At 48.3% G+C, this 24,074-nt stretch carries 25 protein-coding genes and 1 pseudogene; 23 read left to right on the forward strand and 3 right to left on the reverse strand.

Features of this window, described 5'->3' with window-relative positions:
- Positions 1-42: 42 nt before the first annotated feature.
- From IUJ45_RS03700 to IUJ45_RS03760, 13 genes are all read left to right on the forward strand, one after another.
- Positions 43-648, forward strand: a complete 606-nt coding sequence (locus IUJ45_RS03700) for a Maf family nucleotide pyrophosphatase (RefSeq protein WP_002246844.1) — start codon at positions 43-45, stop codon at positions 646-648.
- Positions 649-663: 15 nt separating this feature from the next.
- A complete protein-coding gene (locus IUJ45_RS03705; protein ID WP_002232122.1) occupies positions 664-1,017 on the forward strand; it encodes a DUF2069 domain-containing protein in 354 nt (117 codons plus the stop codon).
- Positions 1,007-2,821 carry a PglL family O-oligosaccharyltransferase gene (locus IUJ45_RS03710; protein ID WP_082308629.1) on the forward strand — a complete coding sequence of 605 codons (1,815 nt, stop codon included), beginning with the start codon at positions 1,007-1,009 and terminating at the stop codon, positions 2,819-2,821. Before IUJ45_RS03705 ends, IUJ45_RS03710 begins: the two co-directional genes overlap by 11 nt.
- A 189-nt stretch (positions 2,822-3,010) precedes the next feature.
- Positions 3,011-3,688, forward strand: a complete 678-nt coding sequence (misR, locus tag IUJ45_RS03715) for a two-component system response regulator MisR (protein ID WP_002214312.1) — start codon at positions 3,011-3,013, stop codon at positions 3,686-3,688.
- A 13-nt stretch (positions 3,689-3,701) separates the two neighbouring features.
- On the forward strand, positions 3,702-5,108 hold the full coding sequence (gene misS / locus IUJ45_RS03720) for a two-component system sensor histidine kinase MisS (protein WP_002225546.1): 1,407 nt from the start codon (positions 3,702-3,704) through the stop codon (positions 5,106-5,108).
- A gap of 117 nt (positions 5,109-5,225) precedes the next feature.
- A complete protein-coding gene (locus tag IUJ45_RS03725; protein WP_002246022.1) occupies positions 5,226-7,652 on the forward strand; it encodes a bifunctional acetate--CoA ligase family protein/GNAT family N-acetyltransferase in 2,427 nt (808 codons plus the stop codon).
- A gap of 44 nt (positions 7,653-7,696) precedes the next feature.
- The gene (gene rpsP, locus IUJ45_RS03730) at positions 7,697-7,942 is read left to right on the forward strand and encodes a 30S ribosomal protein S16 (RefSeq protein ID WP_002214315.1); all 246 of its coding nucleotides are present in this window, start codon (positions 7,697-7,699) and stop codon (positions 7,940-7,942) included.
- A gap of 15 nt (positions 7,943-7,957) precedes the next feature.
- Positions 7,958-8,467 (forward strand): ribosome maturation factor RimM, encoded by a 510-nt coding sequence (gene rimM / locus IUJ45_RS03735; RefSeq protein ID WP_002219665.1) that lies wholly within the window; start codon positions 7,958-7,960, stop codon positions 8,465-8,467.
- Positions 8,467-9,216, forward strand: coding sequence for a tRNA (guanosine(37)-N1)-methyltransferase TrmD (gene trmD / locus IUJ45_RS03740; RefSeq protein WP_002229145.1), 750 nt, complete (start codon positions 8,467-8,469; stop codon positions 9,214-9,216). The genes rimM and trmD overlap by 1 nt, the downstream gene beginning before the upstream one ends.
- 15 nt (positions 9,217-9,231) lie before the next feature.
- On the forward strand, positions 9,232-9,597 hold the full coding sequence (rplS, locus tag IUJ45_RS03745; RefSeq protein WP_002214322.1) for a 50S ribosomal protein L19: 366 nt from the start codon (positions 9,232-9,234) through the stop codon (positions 9,595-9,597).
- A 317-nt stretch (positions 9,598-9,914) separates the two neighbouring features.
- The gene (locus tag IUJ45_RS03750; protein WP_002255537.1) at positions 9,915-10,640 is read left to right on the forward strand and encodes a metal ABC transporter ATP-binding protein; all 726 of its coding nucleotides are present in this window, start codon (positions 9,915-9,917) and stop codon (positions 10,638-10,640) included.
- Between the two features lie 35 nt (positions 10,641-10,675).
- Positions 10,676-11,551 carry a metal ABC transporter permease gene (locus IUJ45_RS03755; protein ID WP_002214325.1) on the forward strand — a complete coding sequence of 292 codons (876 nt, stop codon included), beginning with the start codon at positions 10,676-10,678 and terminating at the stop codon, positions 11,549-11,551.
- A 76-nt stretch (positions 11,552-11,627) separates the two neighbouring features.
- Positions 11,628-12,554 carry a metal ABC transporter substrate-binding protein gene (locus IUJ45_RS03760; RefSeq protein WP_002246021.1) on the forward strand — a complete coding sequence of 309 codons (927 nt, stop codon included), beginning with the start codon at positions 11,628-11,630 and terminating at the stop codon, positions 12,552-12,554.
- A gap of 279 nt (positions 12,555-12,833) precedes the next feature.
- Here IUJ45_RS03760 and IUJ45_RS03765 read toward each other — a convergent pair.
- The 3 genes and pseudogenes from IUJ45_RS03765 to IUJ45_RS03775 all read right to left on the reverse strand — a co-directional run bounded on the left by IUJ45_RS03765 (position 12,834) and on the right by IUJ45_RS03775 (position 17,611).
- A pseudogene (locus IUJ45_RS03765) lies at positions 12,834-16,049 on the reverse strand (calcium-binding protein).
- A gap of 556 nt (positions 16,050-16,605) precedes the next feature.
- Positions 16,606-17,055: a hypothetical protein gene (locus tag IUJ45_RS03770; protein WP_002237153.1), complete on the reverse strand. Its 450-nt coding sequence runs from the start codon at positions 17,053-17,055 to the stop codon at positions 16,606-16,608.
- 49 nt (positions 17,056-17,104) lie between these two features.
- Entirely contained in the window at positions 17,105-17,611 is a 507-nt protein-coding gene (locus IUJ45_RS03775) for a hypothetical protein (protein WP_002247159.1), read from the reverse strand.
- A 300-nt stretch (positions 17,612-17,911) separates the two neighbouring features.
- On the opposite strand from IUJ45_RS03775, the gene IUJ45_RS03780 reads away from it, so the two are divergent.
- The 10 genes from IUJ45_RS03780 (at position 17,912) to IUJ45_RS03825 (ending at position 23,853) form a co-directional block, all read left to right on the forward strand.
- On the forward strand, positions 17,912-18,127 hold the full coding sequence (locus IUJ45_RS03780; RefSeq protein ID WP_002246017.1) for a hypothetical protein: 216 nt from the start codon (positions 17,912-17,914) through the stop codon (positions 18,125-18,127).
- Positions 18,124-19,473 carry a replication initiation factor domain-containing protein gene (locus IUJ45_RS03785; RefSeq protein ID WP_002246016.1) on the forward strand — a complete coding sequence of 450 codons (1,350 nt, stop codon included), beginning with the start codon at positions 18,124-18,126 and terminating at the stop codon, positions 19,471-19,473. The genes IUJ45_RS03780 and IUJ45_RS03785 overlap by 4 nt, the downstream gene beginning before the upstream one ends.
- A gap of 20 nt (positions 19,474-19,493) precedes the next feature.
- Complete coding sequence (locus tag IUJ45_RS03790) at positions 19,494-19,805, forward strand: hypothetical protein (protein WP_002246015.1); 312 nt, start codon at positions 19,494-19,496, stop codon at positions 19,803-19,805.
- Positions 19,806-19,822: 17 nt separating this feature from the next.
- Positions 19,823-20,026: a hypothetical protein gene (locus IUJ45_RS03795; protein ID WP_002246014.1), complete on the forward strand. Its 204-nt coding sequence runs from the start codon at positions 19,823-19,825 to the stop codon at positions 20,024-20,026.
- A gap of 82 nt (positions 20,027-20,108) precedes the next feature.
- Positions 20,109-20,327 carry a major capsid protein gene (locus tag IUJ45_RS03800; protein ID WP_002246013.1) on the forward strand — a complete coding sequence of 73 codons (219 nt, stop codon included), beginning with the start codon at positions 20,109-20,111 and terminating at the stop codon, positions 20,325-20,327.
- 10 nt (positions 20,328-20,337) lie between these two features.
- Positions 20,338-20,613 (forward strand): hypothetical protein, encoded by a 276-nt coding sequence (locus tag IUJ45_RS03805; protein ID WP_002246012.1) that lies wholly within the window; start codon positions 20,338-20,340, stop codon positions 20,611-20,613.
- Between the two features lie 128 nt (positions 20,614-20,741).
- The gene (locus IUJ45_RS03810; protein WP_002246011.1) at positions 20,742-21,047 is read left to right on the forward strand and encodes a DUF1132 family protein; all 306 of its coding nucleotides are present in this window, start codon (positions 20,742-20,744) and stop codon (positions 21,045-21,047) included.
- Entirely contained in the window at positions 21,025-22,503 is a 1,479-nt protein-coding gene (locus IUJ45_RS03815; RefSeq protein WP_079278897.1) for an IgG-binding virulence factor TspB family protein, read from the forward strand. Before IUJ45_RS03810 ends, IUJ45_RS03815 begins: the two co-directional genes overlap by 23 nt.
- Before the next feature lies 1 nt (position 22,504).
- The gene (locus tag IUJ45_RS03820) at positions 22,505-22,792 is read left to right on the forward strand and encodes a DUF2523 domain-containing protein (protein WP_002246009.1); all 288 of its coding nucleotides are present in this window, start codon (positions 22,505-22,507) and stop codon (positions 22,790-22,792) included.
- A gap of 2 nt (positions 22,793-22,794) precedes the next feature.
- The gene (locus IUJ45_RS03825) at positions 22,795-23,853 is read left to right on the forward strand and encodes a zonular occludens toxin domain-containing protein (RefSeq protein ID WP_002246008.1); all 1,059 of its coding nucleotides are present in this window, start codon (positions 22,795-22,797) and stop codon (positions 23,851-23,853) included.
- Positions 23,854-24,074: the final 221 nt, after the last annotated feature.

Raw genomic sequence — 24,074 nt, forward strand, 5'->3', positions numbered from 1 at the left:
TCCGAACCTCCGCCTCATACCGCCACAGATTAAGGAATACCTTTGAATACCCTCTATTTAGGTTCAAACAGCCCGCGCCGAATGGAAATCCTGACACAGTTGGGCTATCAGGTCGTCAAGCTGCCTGCCAACATCGACGAAACGGTCAGACAGAACGAAGACCCTGCCCGTTACGTTCAAAGGATGGCAGAAGAAAAAAACCGAACCGCCCTGACCCTCTTTTGCGAAACCAACGGCACAATGCCCGATTTCCCCCTGATTACCGCCGACACCTGCGTCGTTTCAGCCGGCATTATATTAGGCAAACCCCACTCCCAAGCCGAAGCAATCGAATTTTTAAACCGATTGTCCGGCAAACAACATACCGTCCTGACTGCCGTCTGCATTCATTATCGCGGCAATGCGGAAAACCGCGTCCAAACCAACCGCGTCGTTTTCAAGCCCCTGAGTTCGGAAGAAATTTCCGCCTATGTCCAAAGCGGCGAACCGATGGACAAAGCCGGTGCCTACGCCGTACAAGGCATAGGCAGCATCTTTATCCAATCTATCGAAGGCAGCTTCAGCGGCATTATGGGGCTGCCCGTTTATGAAACCGTTTCGATGTTGCAGGATTTGGGATACCGTACCCCACCCTTCATCCGAGCCTAACCCGTAAAGACCGCCGTGAACAAACAAACCGCTTACCTCCTTGCCTCTTTCAGCCTGATCGCACTGATAATCCTATCCCTTTCCTGGGAACTGTGGATTGCACCGTTGCGCCCGGGCGGCTCGTGGCTCGCGCTCAAAGCCCTCCCCCTCTGTCTGCCGCTTTCAGGCATCTTGAAAAAGAAAATCTATACCTACCAATACAGCTCCATGCTGGTTCTGATTTATTTTGCCGAAGCCGTTATGCGCCTGTTCGACGCTTATCCGGCAGAACAGATTTGCGCCGCGCTTTCCGCAGTATTCAGCATCATCTTCTTCATATCCTGCCTGTCGTTCGTCAAACAATACAAGGAAACAAACAATGCCCGCTGAAACGACCGTATCCGGCGCGCACCCCGCCGCCAAACTGCCGATTTACATCCTGCCCTGCTTCCTTTGGATAGGCATCGTCCCCTTTACCTTTGCGCTCAGGCTGCAACCGTCGCCCGACTTTTACCACGATGCCGCCGCCGCAGCCGGCCTGATTGTCCTGTTGTTCCTCACGGCAGGAAAAAAGCTGTTTGATGTCAAAATCCCACCTATCAGCTTCCTTCTGTTTGCAATGGCGGCGTTTTGGTATCTTCAGGCACGCCTGATGAACCTGATTTACCCCGGTATGAACGACATCGTCTCTTGGATTTTCATCTTACTCGCCGTCAGCGCGTGGGCCTGCCGGAGCTTGGTCGCACACTACGGACAAGAACGCATCGTTACCCTGTTTGCCTGGTCGCTGCTTATCGGCTCCCTGCTTCAATCCTGCATCGTCGTCATCCAGTTTGCCGGCTGGGAAGACACCCCTCTGTTTCAAAACATCATTGTTTACAGCGGGCAAGGCGTAATCGGACACATCGGACAGCGCAACAACCTCGGACACTACCTCATGTGGGGCATACTCGCCGCCGCCTACCTCAACGGACAACGAAAAATCCCGCCCGCCTTGGGTGCAATCTGCCTGATTATGCAGACCGCCGTTTTAGGTTTGGTCAATTCGCGCACCATCTTGACCTACATAGCCGCCATCGCCCTCATCCTTCCCTTCTGGTATTTCCGTTCGGACAAATCCAACAGGCGGACGATACTCGGCATAGCCGCAGCCGTATTCCTTACCGCGCTGTTCCAATTTTCCATGAACACCATTCTGGAAACCTTTACCGGCATCCGCTACGAAACCGCCGTCGAACGCGTCGCCAACGGCGGTTTCACAGACCTGCCGCGCCAAATCGAATGGCGCAAAGCCCTCGCCGCCTTCCAGTCCGCCCCGATATTCGGGCACGGCTGGAACAGTTTTGCCCAACAAACCTTCCTCATCAATGCCGAACAGCACAACATACACGACAACCTCCTCAGCAACTTGTTCACCCATTCCCACAACATCGTTCTCCAACTCCTTGCAGAGATGGGGATCAGCGGCACGCTTCTGGTTGCCGCAACCCTGCTGACGGGCATTGCCGGGCTGCTGAAACGCCCCCTGACCCCCGCATCGCTTTTCCTGATCTGCACACTTGCCGTCAGTATGTGCCACAGTATGCTCGAATATCCTTTGTGGTATGTCTATTTCCTCATCCCCTTCGGACTGATGCTCTTTCTGTCCCCCGCAGAGGCTTCAGACGGCATCGCCTTCAAAAAAGCCGCCAATCTCGGCATACTAACCGCCTCCGCCGCCATATTCGCAGGATTGCTGCACTTGGACTGGACATACACCCGGATGGTTAACGCCTTTTCCCCCGCCACTGACGACAGTGCCAAAACCCTCAACCGGAAAATCAACGAGTTGCGCTATATTTCCGCAAACAGTCCGATGCTGTCCTTTTATGCCGACTTCTCCCTCGTAAACTTCGCCCTGCCGGAATACCCCGAAACCCAGACTTGGGCGGAAGAAGCAACCCTCAAATCACTAAAATACCACCCCCACTCCGCCACCTACCGCATCGCCCTCTACCTGATGCGGCAAGGCAAAGTTGCAGAAGCAAAACAATGGATGCGGGCGACACAGTCCTATTACCCCTACCTGATGCCCCGATACGCCGACGAAATCCGCAAACTGCCCGTATGGGCGCCGCTGCTACCCGAACTGCTCAAAGACTGCAAAGCCTTCGCCGCCGCGCCCGGTCATCCGGAAGCAAAACCCTGCAAATGACCCGCGCCGGCGGATGCGGATACCGCCCGAAATGTAAAGCTCCATGCAAGACATTGCAAAAAACAGCAAACCGGTAGGGAAATACGCTATCAAAAAACATTGCAGCCGTGTTAAGATAAACCGTCAAACAATCTTTTCACGCCCCGCCCGAAACAGGGTCGGGGCATACCCTTACGAAAAGGAAACACCATGAGCCGCGTATTACTCGTAGATGACGATGCCCTGCTAACCGAACTGCTGACCGAATACCTGAGCGCCGAAGGTCTGAACGTCCGCAGCGTTCCCGACGGGGAAGCAGGCGTACAGGAAATCCTGAGCGGGCAGTACGATGTAGTCGTATTGGATTCCATGATGCCCAAAATGAACGGCTTGGATGTCTTGAAAAACGTACGCGCCCGAAGCACCGTCCCCATCATCATGCTGACCGCCAAAGGCGACGACATCGACCGAATCATCGGCTTGGAAATGGGCGCGGACGACTATGTCCCCAAACCCTGCACACCACGCGAACTCTTGGCACGCATCAATGCCATCCTGCGCCGCGCACAACACAGCGGCGAACAGAACAACGCACCCAACAGCATCTCCGTCAGCGATGTCGTCCTGTACCCCGCCAAACGCCAGGCATCCGTCAAAGACATGCCGCTCGAACTGACCAGCACCGAATTCAACCTGCTCGAAGTCCTGATGCGCCATGCCGGACAGGTAGTCAGCAAAGAAACCCTGTCCGTCGAAGCACTCGACCGCAAGCTGGCAAAATTCGACCGCAGTATCGACGTACACATCTCCAGCATCCGCCACAAGTTGGGCGATGCCTCTCTGATTCAAACCGTACGCGGCTTGGGCTACCTGTTTGTCAAAAACTGAAATAAACAGATAAATGAAACTGTTCCAACGCATCTTCGCCACATTTTGCGCGGTTATCGTCTGTGCAATCTTTGTGGCGAGTTTTTCTTTCTGGCTGGTGCAGAACACCCTTGCCGAAAACCAGTTCAACCAACGCCGCACCATCGAAACCACTTTGATGGGCAGCATCATTTCCGCATTCCGGGCACGCGGGGACGCGGGTGCGCGCGAAATCCTGACGGAATGGAAAGACAGCCCCGTCTCATCGGGCGTGTACGTTATACAGGGCGACGAGAAAAAAGATATCCTGAACCGGTATATCGACAGCTACACCATCGAACGCGCCCGGCTTTTCGCCGCCGGACACCCGCATTCCAACCTCGTCCATATCGAATACGACCGCTTCGGCGAAGAATACCTGTTCTTCACCAAAGACTGGGACAAACTCCAAGCCCGCCGCCTGCCCAGCCCCCTGTTGATCCCCGGCCTGCCGCTCGCCCCGATTTGGCACGAACTCATCATATTGTCCTTCATCATCATCGTCGGACTGCTGATGGCGTACATCCTCGCCGGCAACATTGCCAAACCCATCAGAATCTTAGGCAACGGCATGGACAGGGTGGCAAACGGAGAACTTGAAACCCGTATCTCCCAACAGGTCGACGACCGCGACGACGAATTGTCCCATCTTGCCATCCAATTCGACAAAATGGTGGAAAAACTCGAAAAACTCGTTGCCAAAGAACGCCACCTGCTCCATCACGTCTCCCATGAAATGCGTTCTCCCCTTGCGCGCATGCAGGCAATTGTCGGACTGATTCAGGCGCAGCCCCAAAAACAGGAGCAATATCTCAAACGGCTGGAAGGCGAACTGACCCGCATGGATACGCTGGCCGGGGAACTGTTAACCCTGTCCCGTCTCGAAACTTCCAATATGGCTTTGGAAAAAGAAAGCCTGAAACTCCTGCCCTTCCTGGGCAACCTGGTAGAAGACAATCAAAGCATTGCCCAGAAAAACGGACAAACGGTTACCCTGTCTGCCGACGGAAAAATCCCCGAAAACACAACCATCCTTGCCAACGAAAGCTACCTGTACCGCGCCTTCGACAACGTCATCCGCAACGCCGTCAACTACAGTCCCGAAGGCAGCACCATCCTGATCAACATCGGACAAGACCACAAACACTGGATAATCGACGTTACCGACAACGGCCCCGGCGTGGACGAAATGCAGCTCCCGCACATCTTCACCGCTTTCTACCGTGCAGACTCCAGTGCCAACAAACCCGGAACAGGACTGGGGCTTGCATTGACCCAACATATTATTGAACAGCACTGCGGCAAAATCATCGCCGAAAACATCAAACCGAACGGTCTGCGGATGCGCTTTATCCTGCCCAAGAAAAAAACCGGTTCCAAAACAGAAAAAAGTGCGAACTGACCATAATACCGTCTGAACCGGCTTCAGACGGCATTGCACAAACAGTTACCCCAAAACAAACACACAGCGGGTGCATCTCCAAAAATCACGCACATACCGTCCGCAAAGGAATATATCATGTCGGCACAAACCGATCCGGGCTACTTTTTCATGCCCAACCACATTATTCTGATAGGCGCGAGCGAACGTCCGTACAGCCTGGGCGAACGCGTACTCAGCAACCTGCTGAGTACGCCCTTTCAAGGAAAAATCACCCCCGTAAACCCGCGCCACCACACCATAGCTGGGCTTCCCGCCTACACCAGCCTCAACAAAATCCCCGGCAATGCAGACCTGATTATTGCCGTTACCCTACCCGACAGTTACGACACCCTCTTCAAAACCTGCCGCAAAAAGCAGCTCCGACACATCATCCTCATACAGGACTGGGACAGCCTGCCTGCCGCAGAACTGCACACCGCCGAAACTGCCATCCGCAAACACCACGGCAACGGACTCAACATCACCGCCTGCACCACCGCAGGCATCCAACTGCCCTCACTCGGACTTAACATCAGTACCCAAGACGGATACGCCGCAGGCCATACCGCCATACTGACCGGCAATGCCGCCGTCAGCCGCCAAATCGACAACATCCTGAACAAACTCCGTCAAGGCACATCCCGCCACATCAGCCTGCATCCCGGCATCAGCCCCATCACATCCGCCGATTGGCTCAACCGCTTCGGACACAGCCTGCACACCAAAACCGCCGTCCTACACCACAACCCTGAAGAGGATCAGCGCAAACTGTTCAGCGCAATCCGCCAATTTACCCGCCATACGCCGCTGATTCTCCACATCACCTGCCGCACGACAGAAACCGACCGTGCCGTACTGCACTGCCTCGCCCGACACTGCAACTTCCTCATCAGTTTCAACGCCGACGACCTCGAAGCCGCACTGCGCGCCCAACTGTCCGACCTTCCACCCCTGTCCCGACTCGACATCCTGTCCGACACGCCTGCCGAATGGCTGAACGCGCACGCGCCAAAAACCCTCGCCCTCCACTTTCCCAACCTTCCCCACCACATCCGCAACGGACACCTGACCGGCACACCCACACCCTCAATCTGCCACGACATCGCCTCACGTCAGCTTGCCCGCCCCGACACCCAAGCCGTCCTGACCATCCTCAGCCCCTCCGGACACGAGGATTACAAAAAAACAGCACGCGCCCTTATCCGCCTGTCCGAACAGACCGCCAAACCCCTGCTCGTCAGCAGCCCCTTTTCAGACGGCATAACACATTTCGACACCCCCACTCAGGCAATCCGCACCCTTTCCTACCGCAACACCGCCGCCGCCCTGAAACAGGCACAGCTCGACATTGCACCGCCGCAACCGTGCCGTCTGAAAACACCGCAACCCCAAAACATCAAAAAAGCCCTCGAAGCCGCCGACCCCGCCCTAATCGCCGAAGCCCTGCACCTCCCCCCCTACCGGCACACTACCCATAACGCCGTCCAATTCCAATTCGGCAGCCACCCCCTCTATGGCGACATCCTGACCGCATGCTGCAACGGACAAACCACTGCCGTACTCCCGCCGTTTACCACGCTCGACAGCCGCCACCTTGCCCGCTTTGCCGAACTCGACGGCACACAAACCCTCGACCAGTTCCTGCACACACTGACCGTCATTCCCGAATACCGCCAACACATTCTCGGCATCACCCTCAACCTCAACGGCGGACAATACAGCAGCGATTTCATCTTAAAGACACCCGAAACACACGACACGCCCAAACGCAAGAACACAGGCAAAGCCGCCCAAACCCTCGAACATGCCGCCGCAAAAATGCAGAGTGCCGCCGCATACCTGAAACACAAAAACCCGACAGCCGCCGAATTTCTCCGCCACACAAGCGAAGCCGCCGCAGAACTGCTCGGCAGCAAAACCGAAACCGGAGCAGCCGTACCCAACGTACTTGCCCCCTATCCCGCAGCACACCTCAAAACACTGTCCCTAAAAAACAACACGACCGTTACCATTACCCCCCTTTTGCCCGAAGACGCAGAAGCCAAACAGCAGTTCGTCCGCAGCCTCAGCCCCGAAGCACGGTACACACGCTTCATGACCCACACCAACGAACTGCCCGCAGCCACGTTGGCACGCCTGTGCAACCCCGACTACCACTGTGAAGCCGCATGGACGGCAAGGGATGCCGACAGCAACATCGTCGCCGTCGTCCGCCACAGCCGCCTGAACCGCAACGAATGCGAATTCGGCATCACACTGGCGGAACATATGCGCGGCAGCGGACTGGCACAGAAAATGATGGAACTCATCATCCAAACCGCCGCACAGCAAGGCTACCGGACTATGAGTGCCGACATTCTCAAAACCAATACTCCCATGATCAAACTTGCTGAAAAATCAGGATTTACCCTCAAGGAATCGGACACCGAAAAAAACCTGTACCGCGCATATCTGAACCTTGCGGCAGACAAAACAACAGAAAAAACAAATAAAAACTTGCGCACCGACCACAAAATAACCTAAAATCGGCAGTTTCCATATATCCGATTTTCTCAAAAGGACTCAAAATGGTAGTTATCCGTTTGGCACGCGGCGGCTCGAAACACCGCCCTTTCTACAACGTCATCGTTACTGACTCACGCAGCCGCCGCGACGGCCGCTTCATCGAACGCGTAGGCTTCTACAACCCCGTAGCCAACGAAAAACAAGAGCGCGTCCGCCTCAACGCAGACCGCCTGAACCACTGGATTGCACAAGGCGCGCAAGTCAGCGACTCCGTTGCAAAACTGATTAAAGAACAAAAAGCCGCCTAATCCACATTTGCCGCCATGACAGACACTCAAAACCGGGTAGCCATGGGCTACATCAAAGGCGTATTCGGCATAAAAGGCTGGTTGAAAATTGCCGCCAACACCGAATATTCCGACAGCCTTTTGGACTACCCCGAGTGGCATTTGGTCAAGGACGGCAAAACCATCAGCGTTACCCTTGAAGCCGGAAAAGTCGTCAACAGCGAACTCCAAGTCAAATTCGAAGGCATAAACGACCGCGACTTGGCATTCTCATTGCACGGTTACACCATCGAAATACCCCGTGAAGCATTCGCCCCGACAGAAGAAGACGAATACTACTGGACAGACTTGGTCGGCATGACCGTCGTCAACAAAGACCATACCGTTTTAGGCAAGGTAAGCAACCTGATGGAAACCGGCGCAAACGACGTATTGATGATTGACGGAGAACACGGGCAGATTCTGATTCCGTTCGTTTCCCAATATATCGAAACCGTCGATACCGGCAGCAAGATTATTACTGCCGACTGGGGTTTGGACTACTGATGCTTATCCAGGCAGTTACCATTTTCCCCGAAATGTTCGACAGCATTACCCGCTACGGCGTAACGGGACGCGCGAACAGACAGGGAATCTGGCAGTTTGAAGCAGTCAATCCCCGAAAGTTTGCCGACAACAGATTGGGCTACATCGACGACCGCCCGTTCGGCGGCGGCCCGGGAATGATTATGATGGCTCCGCCGCTTCATGCAGCAATAGAACACGCCAAAGCACAATCTTCCCAAGCTGCAAAAGTCATTTACCTCAGCCCCCAAGGAAAACCGCTGACACACCCAAAAGCGGCAGAACTGGCAGAACTTCCGCATCTGATTCTGCTGTGCGGACGCTATGAGGGAATAGACGAAAGACTGCTGCAAACCAGCGTCGATGAAGAAATCAGCATCGGAGACTTCGTTGTTTCCGGCGGAGAGCTTCCCGCCATGATGCTGATGGATGCGGTATTGAGGCTCGTACCCGGCGTATTGGGCGATATGCAGTCTGCCGAACAAGATTCGTTCTCAAGCGGCATTTTGGACTGCCCCCACTACACCAAACCCTTAGAATTTCAAGGCATGGCTGTTCCGGAAGTATTACGTTCCGGCAATCATGGCTTGATAGCGGAATGGCGGTTGGAACAATCGCTGCGCCGCACCTTGGAGCGCAGACCCGATCTTTTGGAAAAGCGCGTTTTAATCCCAAAGGAATCCCGCCTCTTAGAAACCATCCGGCAAGAGCAACGGGAAATCCAATCATAATTTAGGAAAAAAACAATGAACCTGATTCAACAGCTCGAGCAAGAAGAAATTGCCCGTCTGAACAAAGACATCCCCGAATTCGCACCGGGCGACACCGTAGTCGTATCCGTACGCGTCGTAGAGGGTACCCGTAGCCGTCTGCAAGCCTACGAAGGCGTTGTCATTGCACGCCGCAACCGTGGTCTGAACAGCAACTTCATCGTCCGTAAAATTTCCAGCGGCGAAGGTGTGGAACGTACTTTCCAACTGTACTCCCCTACCGTTGAGAAAATCGAAGTCAAACGCCGTGGCGATGTCCGCCGTGCCAAACTTTACTATCTGCGCGGTCTGACCGGCAAAGCTGCACGCATTAAAGAAAAATTGCCTGCACGCAAAGGTTAATAAGCGATTTCCCCCAATGCCGTCTGAACTTTCAGACGGCATTTCTTATTGCTGCGATGCCGGCAAGTCAACGATATGCCTGCCCCTCATCCACCTTGATTAACAATCACTCCCGCCTATTCAAGCATAATTTACAGACCAAACGTTATACAGTATCATATCAGCCATATAACGATAAACGCTTTACCGCCTTCCCTTTCAAAACCGCAAATCATCATGACACCTTCCCTTTTACTATCAGGATTGACTTTCCGCCTCATCCTTGCCCTGATTGCCGTATCCCTTTTATGGGGCGTTTACTTTTGGGCAGTATCCGCATGAGCATCATTGTCGAAAACCTGACCGTCAGCTACCGCCGCCGACCTGCCGTGCACCATGTGGACATTACTTTTGAAGAACATAGTATGTGGGCGGTTTTCGGTCCCAACGGCGCAGGGAAATCCACCTTTCTCAAATCCTTAATGGGATTGCAGCCTATCGATACGGGCAGCATCCGGCTGGACGGATTGACCCGTCAGAACATTGCCTACCTTCCCCAGCAGTCCGACATCGACCGCTCGCAGCCTATGACCGTTTTCGACTTGGCGGCAATGGGGCTATGGTATGAAATCGGTTTTTTCAGAGGAATAAATGCCGTTCAAAAACAACGCGTTCACGAATCTTTGGAACGCGTCGGGATGCGGCAGTTTGCCGGCCGCCAAATCGCCCACCTCTCAAACGGACAATTCCAGCGTGTCCTTTTTGCCCGAATGCTGGTTCAAAACGCCAAATTCCTACTTCTAGACGAACCTTTCAACGCTGTTGATGCACGGACGACCTACGAACTTCTCGACGTATTGCAGAAATGCCATTGCGGCGGACACGCCATCATCGCCGTACTGCACGATTACGAACAAGTCCGTGCCTACTTTCCCAATACCCTGCTGCTCGCCCGCGAAAAAATTGCGGCAGGCGCAACCGAGACCATTCTGACAGAACCCTACCTCGCCCAAGCCAACGCCAAAATGCAGCAACAGGAAAGCCCCGAGTGGTGCGCCTCATAAATGCCGTCTGAAACCATGTCCCCGTACCAAACACTATGAACCCCTACGACCTGCTTATCACACCCTTTGCAGAATTCGACTTTATGCGCTACGCCCTCGCATCCGTCTTCTGCCTGTCCCTCAGTGCCGCACCCGTCGGCGTATTCCTCGTCATGCGCCGTATGAGCCTGATAGGCGACGCATTGAGCCACGCCGTCCTGCCCGGTGCCGCCGTCGGCTACATGTTTGCCGGCTTAAGCCTGCCCGCCATGGGTTTGGGCGGCGTAGCCGCAGGTATGCTGATGGCACTGCTTGCCGGACTCGTCAGCCGCTTCACCACCCTGAAAGAAGATGCCAACTTTGCCGCCTTTTATCTCAGCAGCCTCGCCATCGGTGTAGTCCTCGTCAGCAAAAACGGCAGCAGCGTCGATTTGCTCCACCTCCTTTTCGGCTCCGTACTTGCCGTCGATATTCCTGCCCTGCAACTCATCGCCGCCGTATCCACCCTCACACTGCTTACCCTTGCCGTCATCTACCGCCCGCTCGTACTCGAAAGCATCGACCCCCTGTTTCTCAAATCTGTCGGCGGCAAAGGCGGGCTTTGGCACGTCCTCTTTCTCGTCCTGGTCGTCATGAACCTCGTATCCGGCTTTCAAGCCCTCGGCACACTCATGTCCGTCGGACTTATGATGCTGCCAGCCATTACCGCCCGCCTATGGGCGAAGCACATGGGCGCACTCATCCTCCTATCCGTTCTGACAGCCCTGCTGTGCGGCTTGAGCGGACTGCTCATTTCCTACCACATCGAAATTCCTTCCGGTCCCGCCATCATCCTCTGTTGCAGCGTCCTTTATCTCTTTTCCGTCATACTCGGCAAAGAAGGCGGCATTCTGACCAAATGGCTCAAAAACCACCGCCACCACACCACCTGACCCCGCAAGCCGCTTGAACAAACAGGCGGCTTGTTTTACCATAACAGATGTTACGTTATATCACAGGAGAACAATTATGAAACACCCCAAACTCACCCTTATCGCCGCATTGCTGACCACTGCCGCAACTGCCGCCCCCCTGCCGGTTGTAACCAGCTTCAGCATTTTAGGCGACGTAGCCAAACAAATCGGCGGAGAGCGCGTATCCATACAAAGTTTGGTCGGAGCCAACCAAGATACGCACGCCTATCATATGACCAGCGGCGACATTAAAAAAATCCGCAGTGCAAAACTCGTCCTGATTAACGGCTTAGGACTTGAAGCTGCCGACATCCAACGTGCCGTCAAACAGAGCAAAGTATCCTATGCCGAAGCGACCAAAGGCATCCAACCCCTCAAAGCCGAAGAAGAAGGCGGACACCATCACGACCACGATCATGACCACGACCATGACCACGAAGGACACCACCACGACCACGGCGAATATGACCCCCACGTCTGGAACGACCCCGTCCTTATGTCCGCCTATGCCCAAAACGTCGCCGAAGCCCTGATAAAGGCCGACCCCGAAGGCAAAGTTTATTATCAACAACGCTTGGGCAACTACCAAATGCAGCTCAAAAAACTGCACAGTGACGCACAAGCCGCATTTAATGCCGTCCCTGCCGCCAAACGCAAAGTCCTGACCGGGCACGATGCCTTTTCCTATATGGGCAAACGTTACCATATCGAATTCATCGCCCCACAAGGTGTGAGCAGCGAAGCCGAGCCTTCAGCCAAACAAGTCGCCGCCATCATCCGACAAATCAAACGCGAAGGCATCAAAGCCGTATTTACCGAAAATATCAAAGACACCCGCATGGTTGACCGCATCGCCAAAGAAACCGGTGTCAACGTCAGCGGCAAACTGTATTCCGACGCACTCGGCAACGCACCCGCAGACACCTACATCGGCATGTACCGCCACAACATCAAAGCCTTAACCAACGCGATGAAGCAATAAAACCGTTTGATTGGTTTGAATTTGAAAAGGCAAAAGGCCGTCTGAAAATTATAGTGGATTAACAAAAATCAGGACAAGGCGACGAAGCCGCAGACAGTACAGATAGTACGGTAAGGCGAGGCAACGCTGTACTGGTTTTTGTTAATCCACTATATTGCTAGAAGTGCACCGATTAAGGTTAATTAAAATACGACCCTTATCCCAATATTAAGAAAAACAGCAATCAAAATAAACTTGATTGCTGTTTTTCAGTTTAAGCCATGAATGTAATTAGGCTCCTTATGCAGATGGCGTTACCAATAACGGCTGCTGTACGGATTGTGTATTGGCATCCACATTTCCTCCTGTCGCAGCAGTATTAGAACCGAACACAGACATAGACTGTACCAAATTATTGCCAGCATTAATATACTTGGCAAAATCTGGATTACTGATAGCTGCATCATCAAAGACAAATGTATCTACACGATGGTTTTCACCATAGAAAAATCCGGAAATACGTACGTTGTCTTGTTCAGAAGCGCTAAGCACCAAATCACTTCCGGAACGGATAAAATGAACATCTGCTGCTTTAAATCCTTTAAAGTGCATAGTGTCAGAGTTTTTATCCACATGGTAATTATAGACCGTATCCTGACCGAAGCCTTTGCCGAAGACATAAGTATCCGAACCGCTGCCGCCCTCCAAGTAATCATTACCGGCACCGCCGATCAGAGTGTCGTTACCGTCTTCGCCGTTCAAATGATCATTGCCTTCGCCACCATTCAGTACATCGTTACCATTATAGCCGTACAGGGCGTCGTTGCCTTCTCCTCCATCGAGCGTATCATTGCCATTGCCACTGTAGATACTGTCGTTGCCTGCATCACCATTCAGCAGGTCATCCCCGTCGGCACCGTACAGATAGTCATCGCCCAATCCGCCGTTTAAGGTACTTCCGGATTGGTAGGCATACAATCTGTCCGAACCGTCGGTGGATTGCTGTACCAGTTCTTTGACAGTGGCAACATCCAGTACTTTGCCGTTATCGAAATGAATCTCATCGATACGGTAAGCACCTGAGCCATCGTTCTGGAAATAGGACTGAACAGTCACTTGTCCACTGCCGTCTTTTGCCTTGATAAGAAGATGGTTGCCCTCTCGGGTAAAAGTCAGCATATCGGCTGTAATACCGTCGGTAAAGCGGATGATGTCTTTGCGTCCGGTAGCGTAGTCGTAATTATAGACCGTATCCTGACCGAAGCCTTTGCCGAAGACATAAGTATCCGAACCGCTGCCGCCCTCCAAGTAATCATTACCGACGCCGCCGATTAGAGTGTCGTTGCCGTCATTACCATATAAAGAAACATTTTTATTATGACCAAAGCCTACATTTTGCAGGATATCATCTGCTTGCGTACCCGATGTTTTAGCTAATAATGCAACGGTCTCCTGACCCAACACTTTCTGGTAATCTTCAAATTTACCTGCTTTTTTTGCCTCCTCCACATAATCGGCCATTAGTCTTCGACCTTCATACCAAGAACGAAGTTCGCCATATGCAAGCATCTCGGCCAAATCCACAAAAGCTTTTTGCGGATTAGTTTCTTTGACATGGTTAAATGCTTGAACAAGACCACTAAAATCCAAAGTGAACGTATCATTTTCCATTTTGAAACTGATTTGATTCAAATATGGCTGCAAACGGGTTTGGAACAACAGGTTTTGGTAGATGTTTTTGGCGAGATGGTCGTATGTATCGTTGGTTACTTTGACGATATTAAGCGCGTCTTCTTCGCTCATGTAATAAAGCGTGCTGGAATCCTGCCCCGTGTAGGCATCAAGCACGGCAATGCGGTCGCGGGCGGCGTCAATAGCTGCTTTAGCTTTATCAGAAAGGGAAACTAAAGCGTTCTTTTTTAGTTGTGCTACTTGGGATGGTGTCAGTGCAATACCTTCATTAGCCGTTTGCGTCCAATCGGTTGAAAGTCGCATTGGCGATTTTTTGCCCCAGTTCGAATCGGTTTCCGCCCATTTGTGAATCAAATTATCTAACAATGCCAACTGTGCTTCTTTAGTTTCGGCGGCAGAATAAGCTTTCAGCATATTGGCCAAATCACCGGACAATGCGGCAGCTTCGCGCAAATCGCGCAGACGACCAATGCCCGCAAGATTGGCGGCTTTTGCCTGTTCGGCAGTGAGTTCCACTTTGTCTTTGAAGCGGCTGTGCAGATTGTCGGCTGCTAAAAGTAAATCCCCCATTTTTGCGGTTGTACCGTTTGTTTTGGTATAGCTGCCTTGCTGAGCCAAAGTGTTACCGTTACCGAGATTTTTATTTACATCTTTATAGGTGAGATCCAAAGATTGGATACCCAATTCTTCAAGGGTACGCAATTCATTAGCTTGGGAAATGCCGTCCTGGTTGAGATCCTGCCATACACGCAGGGTTTAGAATGCGGCGTCTGCCGCGTTGATGATGTTGTCGCCGTTTGAATCCAATTCGGCCAAAGCCGCGTAGCCGTGTTTGGCAAAAGAACCGTCTGCCAGTTTGGTGTTGTCGCCGAAGAGTTCCGCACCGTTGTCGATGATGCCGTTGCCGTTCAAATCGCGGACGAGTAAACCGTCATCGGCAGAAACCCAACCGGTGGCGGTGCGGATGCCTTGGTTGCGGTGGTCGAACAATGCACCTGAAAAGCCTTTGGTGGCAACGGTTTCTATACCGTCACCGTCCAAATCCAGGGCAAGGGGGTCGTAAACGTGGTATTTGTCGCTGCGGTTAAGATTTAAGAAATCCTCAAACCATCTCCAAGCTTTTTCAGCTCCTAATGATCCCCACCAAGCTCCTGCGCCACCTCCAAGTATAGCTCCAACTACTAGCCAACCTGCGCCACCAGTAAGTAAACCAAAAGCCCCAACACCCAAAGCCGCACCCCATTGGACGCCCATTAGCCCACCCAAAAAAGAAGCTGATGAGAGACCAACATCACTCCAATTTCCTTCTCCATCCAAGGCTTTCCACCAAGCACTTCCCATACTCAAAGTTCCCATGGCAACAGTTGCCCCATAAGTAAACTTACCCAAATTCGCTGCCATAACTTTTGATTTTGAAGCATTCTCTAACGCTGTTGCCGCACGTCTTGCATATTGCTGCTTGTTATAGTTGCTAGCATTCAATGCTTTTTGCAAATCACTTTGTACTTTTCTTGCAACAAATGCCTCCTTTGAATTACCACGAAATTTACTAGCAGCTCTTCCAATTCCTTCTTTTAAGCTTTTTTGTGCCTCTTCTGCTGTGCGTTGGAATTCTCTTGCCTTAGCAGACAGACGCTCACCCTCCCTTAAAAATTCTTTTTGATCTATCTTGTGCGAACGGGTCAAATATTCTTCGTACATTGAGTTAATCGTACCAATCGCCCTAACCACATTTTCATCAGAAAATATGGAAATAATAGCATCCCTATACGCACCTAGTGTAATATTGTTTCTATTATTAGTTATAGCATTATTCGAATACATAATAGCACCTCCAAATTTAGAACTGAATACGTTTATATTCTCTGTGTAATAATATCAAATAATTAATTAATGGATAAGTAAGTCCGAAAAAATAACAACTAAAATAAGCAATATACTGATTCTCTCCTTTATTAATTAGATATATTGAAAAACAAATAAAAAATAAACAGAAAACATTCATGTGAAAAAGCCACCTCATATTCTTATTTATAAGTTTAAAATAACTAGGCATTGTATATTTAAAAATCGGCACATCCAACGGAAACAAACCACATAAAAATTTTTCTTTATTCTTTATTAAAGACATAGTTTTATTTTTTAAAATTAGTCCAAATAATATACTAACAATTACTATTAAAACAATAAGCACAGCGTAATTTTTTATAAAATTCATTAAAATAATAACGAAAATACTAAATAGATTACATACTATAAATTGAAATATAAAATATTCAGTATTTAATCCATTTTCAACCGCGAGTTTTTTAAAATATCCTTGCTCGAAAAAATTAAAAAAATCCATTAATACTTTCCTCTCAAGAAAACTAATTTTAGTTTAGTTAAGATAAAATGCAATATTACCTTTATTTTCTGCTTTTGAAGCATTTTCCAAAGCTGTGACTGCTTGTCTTGCATATTGTTGCTTGTTATAGTTACTAGCATTTAACTTCTTTTGCAAATCACTTTGCATTTTTCTTGCAACAAATGCCTCCTTCGAATTGGCATGAAATTTACTAGCAGCCCTTCCAATCCCTTCTTTTAAAGCCCTTTGAGTTTTTTCTGCTGAGTGCTGAAAATCTTTCGCTTTACTAGACAACCGCTCACCATCACTCAAAAATTTTTGTTGATCTATTTTATGCGAACGAGTTAAATACTCCCCATGCATTGTGTTAATTGTACCGATTGCCCTAACCACATTTTCATCAGAGAAAATAGTTACAATGGCATTATTGAATTCATTTAGTGTAATCTTATTTTTTTCATCATTCTTAGAACCGGGTTGCATGACAACACCTTCCATCAACTAAAATATTATATTATTAAGAGACTACAACTTAGATACGTTTATAATCTCTGGATAAAAAAACGTAATAAGTGTTTGCTGGATAAAAAAGTCCAAACCAATAGCAGATAAAATAAGGCATCCACCCCCTTTCTTCATTAAGGATAAGAGATATCGAGAAACAAATCATAACTAAACAGAAAAAATTTTGGAGATAAAGCCATTTCATTCCCCTATTCAAGAATCTGGCCAAGATAGGTATTTTGTATACTCTAGAAAAGAAAGGCATTTCCAAGGGAAACATATCAGATAAAAACTTTTGTTTATTTTTTACTATAGATAGAACCCTATTTCTCAAGATAAATCCAAATGCAATGCCAATTATCATTATTAATAAACAAAGGATAGTATAACTATGGATAACCTTCATTAAACAAAAAGAAGAAATGGCAGATAAATTACATACGATATAGTGGAATATAAAATATTTACGGTCTAAACCTTGTTCAGTTGCAATTTTTTTATACTTACCTTGCGCAAAAAAATCAAAGAAATCCATTAAACTATCTTTCACATTAGAAATTTAAAAGCTAAATAATACGACAAACAATGTGAAGTACTATTCATGGTTTATTTAAAAAATAATACTATTCTGAACATTATTTAGATACAGAAATTAACAAATTGGAACTAAACAAGCTTTTAAATACTTTAATTTTATTGGAAAGCTATAAAAGGAACTATAGTTTCACACACTAATTACTTCCTAATCACTTCTTATATATTGCACCCCATCAAGGGGCGCAAGTCTTTACAAACATCAAGCCCCTTTAACTCTAGCCAGTGAAGGGGCTTTCTTATGTGCATCGCTTTTTATACCGTTAATCCCGATCAATACGAATACGAAAAATCACGCGCCTACATTGTGCGCATTTTCGTAAATGACGAAATTGTCGAGACAACAGTATTTCCTATTACAAACCCGCAAAACACATATAAAACAAGGCAAGAAGCTGAAGAATACGGCCGTCTGACTGTCAAGGCTCTTATGGATAAGCAGGAGAAAACCGCATGAGAGCCGAAGACAGAGCAGAAACGGCGGGGGCGTGTGTGGGCGCGCCTTGCGCGCCGCAAACGGCCACGCCGTTGAATGCCCCCCCTAGGCTAATAGGGGGGGAGCAAAAAAACCCTAATCTGCAGGGTGGGGAACAGCCCATAGAAATTCTTGAATCGCATCAAGTCGAATTTGAATATTTTTCTCAATACGTAACCGACGGTAAAGGCCGTCTGATAGAAATTCCGCTAAGACGCGGCAGGGAAGACGGTGCATTCATCGACCAGATCACATTTACGATACATGAGGAATCCATACCCAAAGTAACCCAAAAAGCCTATGTAACAGATGCCGAGTACCTCGCAAAGTACAGCGAATTGCTGCAGGAAATTCTAGGTTTTGGCATCAGTGCCAAACTACCATACAAAGGCAAATTTTTCTATCAGTCCTGCTATCAGCTAGGCCCTACAAATGTCGAGTACGGCAAAGTCCACTACGGCGGCCAAAGAGAAACCATACTCGTAGAGCTGAACGGCACCGGCTGCACAGCAGCAAAACCCGGTTGGGAAAACAGGCTTTATGAATTTCTGCAAAAGTGTGTCCGGCCAAAAATAACAAGGGTTGACGTAGCACATGATTTTTTCAATGGAGAGTACACGCCCCAACACGCTTTAACCGACCACGATAACGGCTTTTTTGACTGCCATAACGTCCGCCCGAAAAGCGAATGCAAAGGAGTTGCTTGGAGACACGAAGACGGAAGCGGCAAAAGCTTCTATATCGGCAAACGCGGCAACGCCAAATACACCCGGATTTACGAAAAAGGCAAGCAGTTAGGCGATAAATCAAGCCCGTGGGTTCGATTTGAAACAGAGTTCAGAAACGGAGATATAGAAGTCCCCATAGACATATTGATTCATGCCGGTTCGTATATTGGCGGAGCGTATCCCGTCTGTGAACAGATATTCAAATGCGAAGCCAAGCGCATGGATTCAACAGTTAAAGAGGTCAATCTCACGTTTGAACACAAACAATTCTACGCAAGGCAACAAGTCGGCAAATGGGTCAATTTTTTAAAAGACATCGGTTGGACGGCCGAAGATATCGTCAAAGACCTAACCAAAGGCGTTGAAGGCTATCCCAAAGGTCTTCAGCCCGAAGAGTACGACAGTAGCAACGCCTGTGCTTTCTATATTCATGAAGAGCAAAAAGCCATAAACGCCCTGAATATCGAAGTCTTAGAGCTTGAATTAAATCAGGAAAAGCAATACGAGTATCCGCAAGATAGGCAGAAACAGCATGAGCGCGATTACGACAAAGAGCAGTATCAAATATCAGACCAGTTAGAAGACTGGAAATATCTATAAATCAAAGAAAGGAAATACCCATGTTTGATCAATTACAAGTAACCACCTATCCCGCCACGCTCCTGGGCGCAAAACAGTTCAAAGGTGAGATTGACGGCAACAAAATCGATACCTGTACCGTACTGGTAGCCAGCCCCATGCCCGCCAACGGCAACAGCGTAGGTTTTACTGCTGCCAGCATGAAATTTGGAGAAAGCCACAATTTCGATCGGCTGAAAAACCTCAAATTCCCCTGCTCCGTAAATGTAACCGTCGCAATGGAATCTACCGGCAAAGGCTTAGTACCCAAGCTGCTTGATTTTGAAGTGAAAGGCGCGTCGACCAAAGCCTAAGGCAGAAAGTCCAGAATATGAGCAGGTATCAGCAAAAATTTATCGTTCAGGAACTGGAAAACTATGAATTCATCTTCCCCGATCAGTTCGGCGATATTGGATTTACCCAAAATCTGAAAGAAGCCGGACAGTATGAAAATTATGAAGACGCATTCAATGCCGGATTAGAAGAGATTGGCGGACATTTTCAGATTTTCAGCTTCTACATCAGAGAAGAATAAAAGTTAACAGGCTCGGCGGGCGGTCTGTAAAACCTTCACAAAGCCCGCGAAACCATTTTTTTAACCAACTAAGGAAAACATCATGAAAATCATGAATAACCTGAAAAAATACGGCGCGAAAATCGCCGTTTTCGCAGCTGCTCCGTTAGCACTGGCAGCCAATACCTATGCAGCATTGCCCGAAACTGCAAAACAAGCATTAGAAGGCGCAAAAGCTGACGGTCTAGAAGCCGGTTGGATCGTTATCGGCGTATTCGCGGCACTGTTTGTGATCGCGATTGTGAAACGTGTAATGCGATAAGGTCGGCAAAATGTACTACCAAGTTGGAAATCAGTGTTTAGAGCAGAATCAGGCCGAAAACGTCTATTTCAGCTTGGTAGTACCTAAAATAACTGAAGACGGGAAAATCATAAAACCCGAATACAACGGCAAAGATTGGAAAATAGACGGCCAAATCATCAAGGCCGATTTACCTAAATGCGACCCGTCCGAAAACCTGAAAGACGGCATGTATATAGGCTGGCTGATTTTCGGAATCGTGGCGTCCGTCTATTTCGTAACCGTGATTAAAAGGCTCTTGAGATGATGGATTTCTATTTCTATGTCGGTCTTTCCGTTCCGATCATCATTGCCGCCATCCTGTTCAAGGATTGATATTCAAAACGGTTAGGCAGATAATCCGACTTCCGAACAACAAAAAAGGAAGTTGGAATCATGTTTATCACTGAAGCCCAGTTGGCACTTTATAAATACCAGCCGTCCAGCAAGTATTTTGGCAAAACAATGTCATCTACTTTCGCTAGTGAGCTTTTAGAATATTCAAAAGTAAATAAATTTATAATTCATGAAGCAATCCAATGGTTTTTAAATATAAGGATTTCTAATAATATTTGGAAAATTTATTTTTCTGATGAGTCTGTTGCGTATATAAAAATTTTAGAATTACAGGATGATTCTAGTCGTGGAATTGAAATTAAAACGTTTGATTTTAATATTAATGCTGGGGATGTTTTCGGTTAATTCTTATGCCGAACGTTTTAAATATCCCATTGGAAATTCAGATGTTAGATTGGATATTGATCATACAAAATCTGTAGTAACAGATTTTCGTGTTGATGGTCAGCGTTTTTCAGGTCGAATTATCGAACCTTCAATAATAGAACACGTGCCAACAGGTGCACGCTCTCTTGAAAAAATTCCTGTCAAAGTAACTGCATCAGTATCCCGCGCCGGAGTCTTGGCAGGCGTTGGCGCATTAGTCCGTCAAGGCGCAAAACTGGGTAAAAGGGCGGTTCCATATGTCGGAACCGCGCTCTTGGCCTATGACATCTACGAAACATTTAAAGACGAAATTAAAGAACAAGGCTATCAATACGATCCCGAAACCGATAAATTTGTAAAAGGCTACGAATACAGTAATTGCATTTGGGAACACGCCGAAAACGGTATTAAAACCTATGGCTGTTACGGCGTTGATAGTTCAATTATGCGTCTTATGTCAGATTACAGCAGATTTCCGGAAGTAAAAGAACTGATGGAGCATCAAATGGAAATTGTCGGGCGCAATTATTGGGAAATGGTACGCAAGAATAGGAATGATTCTTTTAGGAACTACAATTTTAGTCGTTGTTATTTCAACTGGAACGGCGGTAATTGCAATATCGGTGAAGATATAAATGACGCAAGATCTTTCATCAATTTTTCCCTTATACGCAATCCGAAATACAAAGAAGAAATGGATGCCAAAAAGCTGGAAGAGATTTTAGCCTTAAAAGTCGATGCCAATCCCGACAAATACATACAGGCAACCGGTTATCCCGGTTATTCCGAAAAAGTAGAAGTCGCACCCGGAACAAAAGTGAATATGGGGCCCGTCACGGACAGGAACGGGAATCCCGTTCAGGTTGTCGCAACATTCGGCAGGGATTCGCAAGGCAACACCACAGTGGATGTTCAAGTAATCCCGCGTCCCGACCTCACACCCGGAAGCGCAGAAGCACCTGAAACCAAGCCAAAGCCAGCGCCTACGCCCGAAACCAATCCAAAGGAAAAAGAAAACCCGCGCGAAGAAGATCAAGACAATCCCAAACCCACGCCCACACCGGGCGAAACACCAAGCCCGAACGAAAGCCCAAAAGATCGGCGAGAAGAAAAGAAACCAGACGGAAACGGCGGATTGCTCTGTGATCTCTTTCCTAAAATCCTAGCCTGTGCCGAAATGGGCGAACCTTCAGAAAACGATTTTGAAGGCATAGCCATACCCAAAGCCGTAAATGAAGAAACGTGGTCGCCCGATAACATGTTTCCGTCAAGCGGAGTTTGTCCGAAAGACAAAACATTCCACGTTTTCGGAAAAGCATTTAGCGTAAGTTATCAGCCATTATGCACATTAATGGAAAACGTAAGATTCGCCGTAATTATCGGCTTTATCATCATGTCCGCATTTATCACATTCGGATCATTGAGAAAGGAATAAAATGCCGGCTGCTCTAATTCCATTAATTGCATTTCTGCTAAGAATGCTGATCGTTCGGATCATTATTGCAACAGGTCTGACATTTGTATCGTTTGCGGGGTATTTGGTTGCGTTAAATAAATTCAAAGAATACTTTTTAAATGCGGCAAACTCCATGCCTGGAGACATTTATAACCTTCTACTGATAGGCGGATTCGGAACAGGTTTTAACTATCTTTTCGGCGCGTTCTCTTTTTGGGTAAGCATGAAAGCATTGAACAAACTGACAACGGTATTACCGAGGGGATAAAAATGATTTATCTGATTACCGGCAACATGGGAACCGGAAAAACATCAAAAGCAGTTTCAATGATTTTAAACAACGAAGACGGATTGTTTAAAATGCAACTCGAAGACGGAACAGAAGTAGATCGGCCCTTATATTTTTGCCATATCGACGGACTAGACGCAAAAAAGTTCAACGCACACGAACTAACGGAAGAACAAATCATGTCCGCGCCGCTAAGAGACATCATCCCTGATGGCGCGGTTCTGATAGTAGACGAAGCACACTATACCTATCCGGTAAGATCATCAGGCCGAGCCGTACCACCTTATATTCAAGAATTAACAGAATTAAGACATCACGGCCATACGGTTATAATGATGACACAACACCCGCAGCAGCTTGATATCTTCGTTAGAAACCTGATATCCAAGCACATCCATTTAGAAAGAAAAGCATTAGGAACAAAACAATATTCGTGGTACAAATGCGTAACCAGCTTAGAAAATCCCGCAGCCGTTTCAAATACAGAATCGAAGAACTTCACACCGCCCAAAGAAGCATTTAAATACTACAAATCATCAAGCCAGCACATCAAATTTAAGAAAAAAGTACCGTTGGCCGTTTGGGCTTTAATTCTGATAATCGGATTTATCGGCTGGAAAATCTATACAGTTTATGGAATATCACAAAAAGCCATAAATCCAGAACAGTTTGAAACAACATCACAAGTTTCAGCAGCATCAGAGACGATAAATCAAGAAGCAGATTTAAATACAGCAGCACAATCACAAAAAATCAATCAGGATTTGAAAGCAGACGATTTTATCCCGACGTTGGCCGAAAAACCCGAATCCAAACCGATTTACAACAACGTCCGCCAAGTCAAAACCTTTGAGCGCATAGCGGCCTGTATCGAAGGCGGAAAAACCGGCTGCACCTGCTACAGCGATCAAGCCACACCGCTGGAAGAAGTAACAAAAGAAATGTGCAAACAGTACGCAAGAAACGGCCTACCCTTTAATCCATACAAAGAACAGGACAACAGCGCAAACAACGCGCAAAAAGCCCCTACAACGTCCTAAGCGGGCGCGAAGTTCGAGCCGCAAAGCGGCGCGGTTGTCGGCGCAGCGAATTAAGAAAGGCCGCTGCATGGCGGCCTTCTAATCGTGGGTTATTGACTAAACAGCATGAACACGGCTAGAATAAACCGCGTATCTACCGATACAGTCAAATGCAGTTTTCCGAGGCTAACGGTAATTCGCATTTTAAAATTTCCTGTAAAGTTTAAAACTTGGCAGGAATG

The sequence above is a fragment of the Neisseria meningitidis genome (genome assembly GCF_022869645.1).
GTDB classification, from domain to species: Bacteria; Pseudomonadota; Gammaproteobacteria; order Burkholderiales; family Neisseriaceae; genus Neisseria; species Neisseria meningitidis.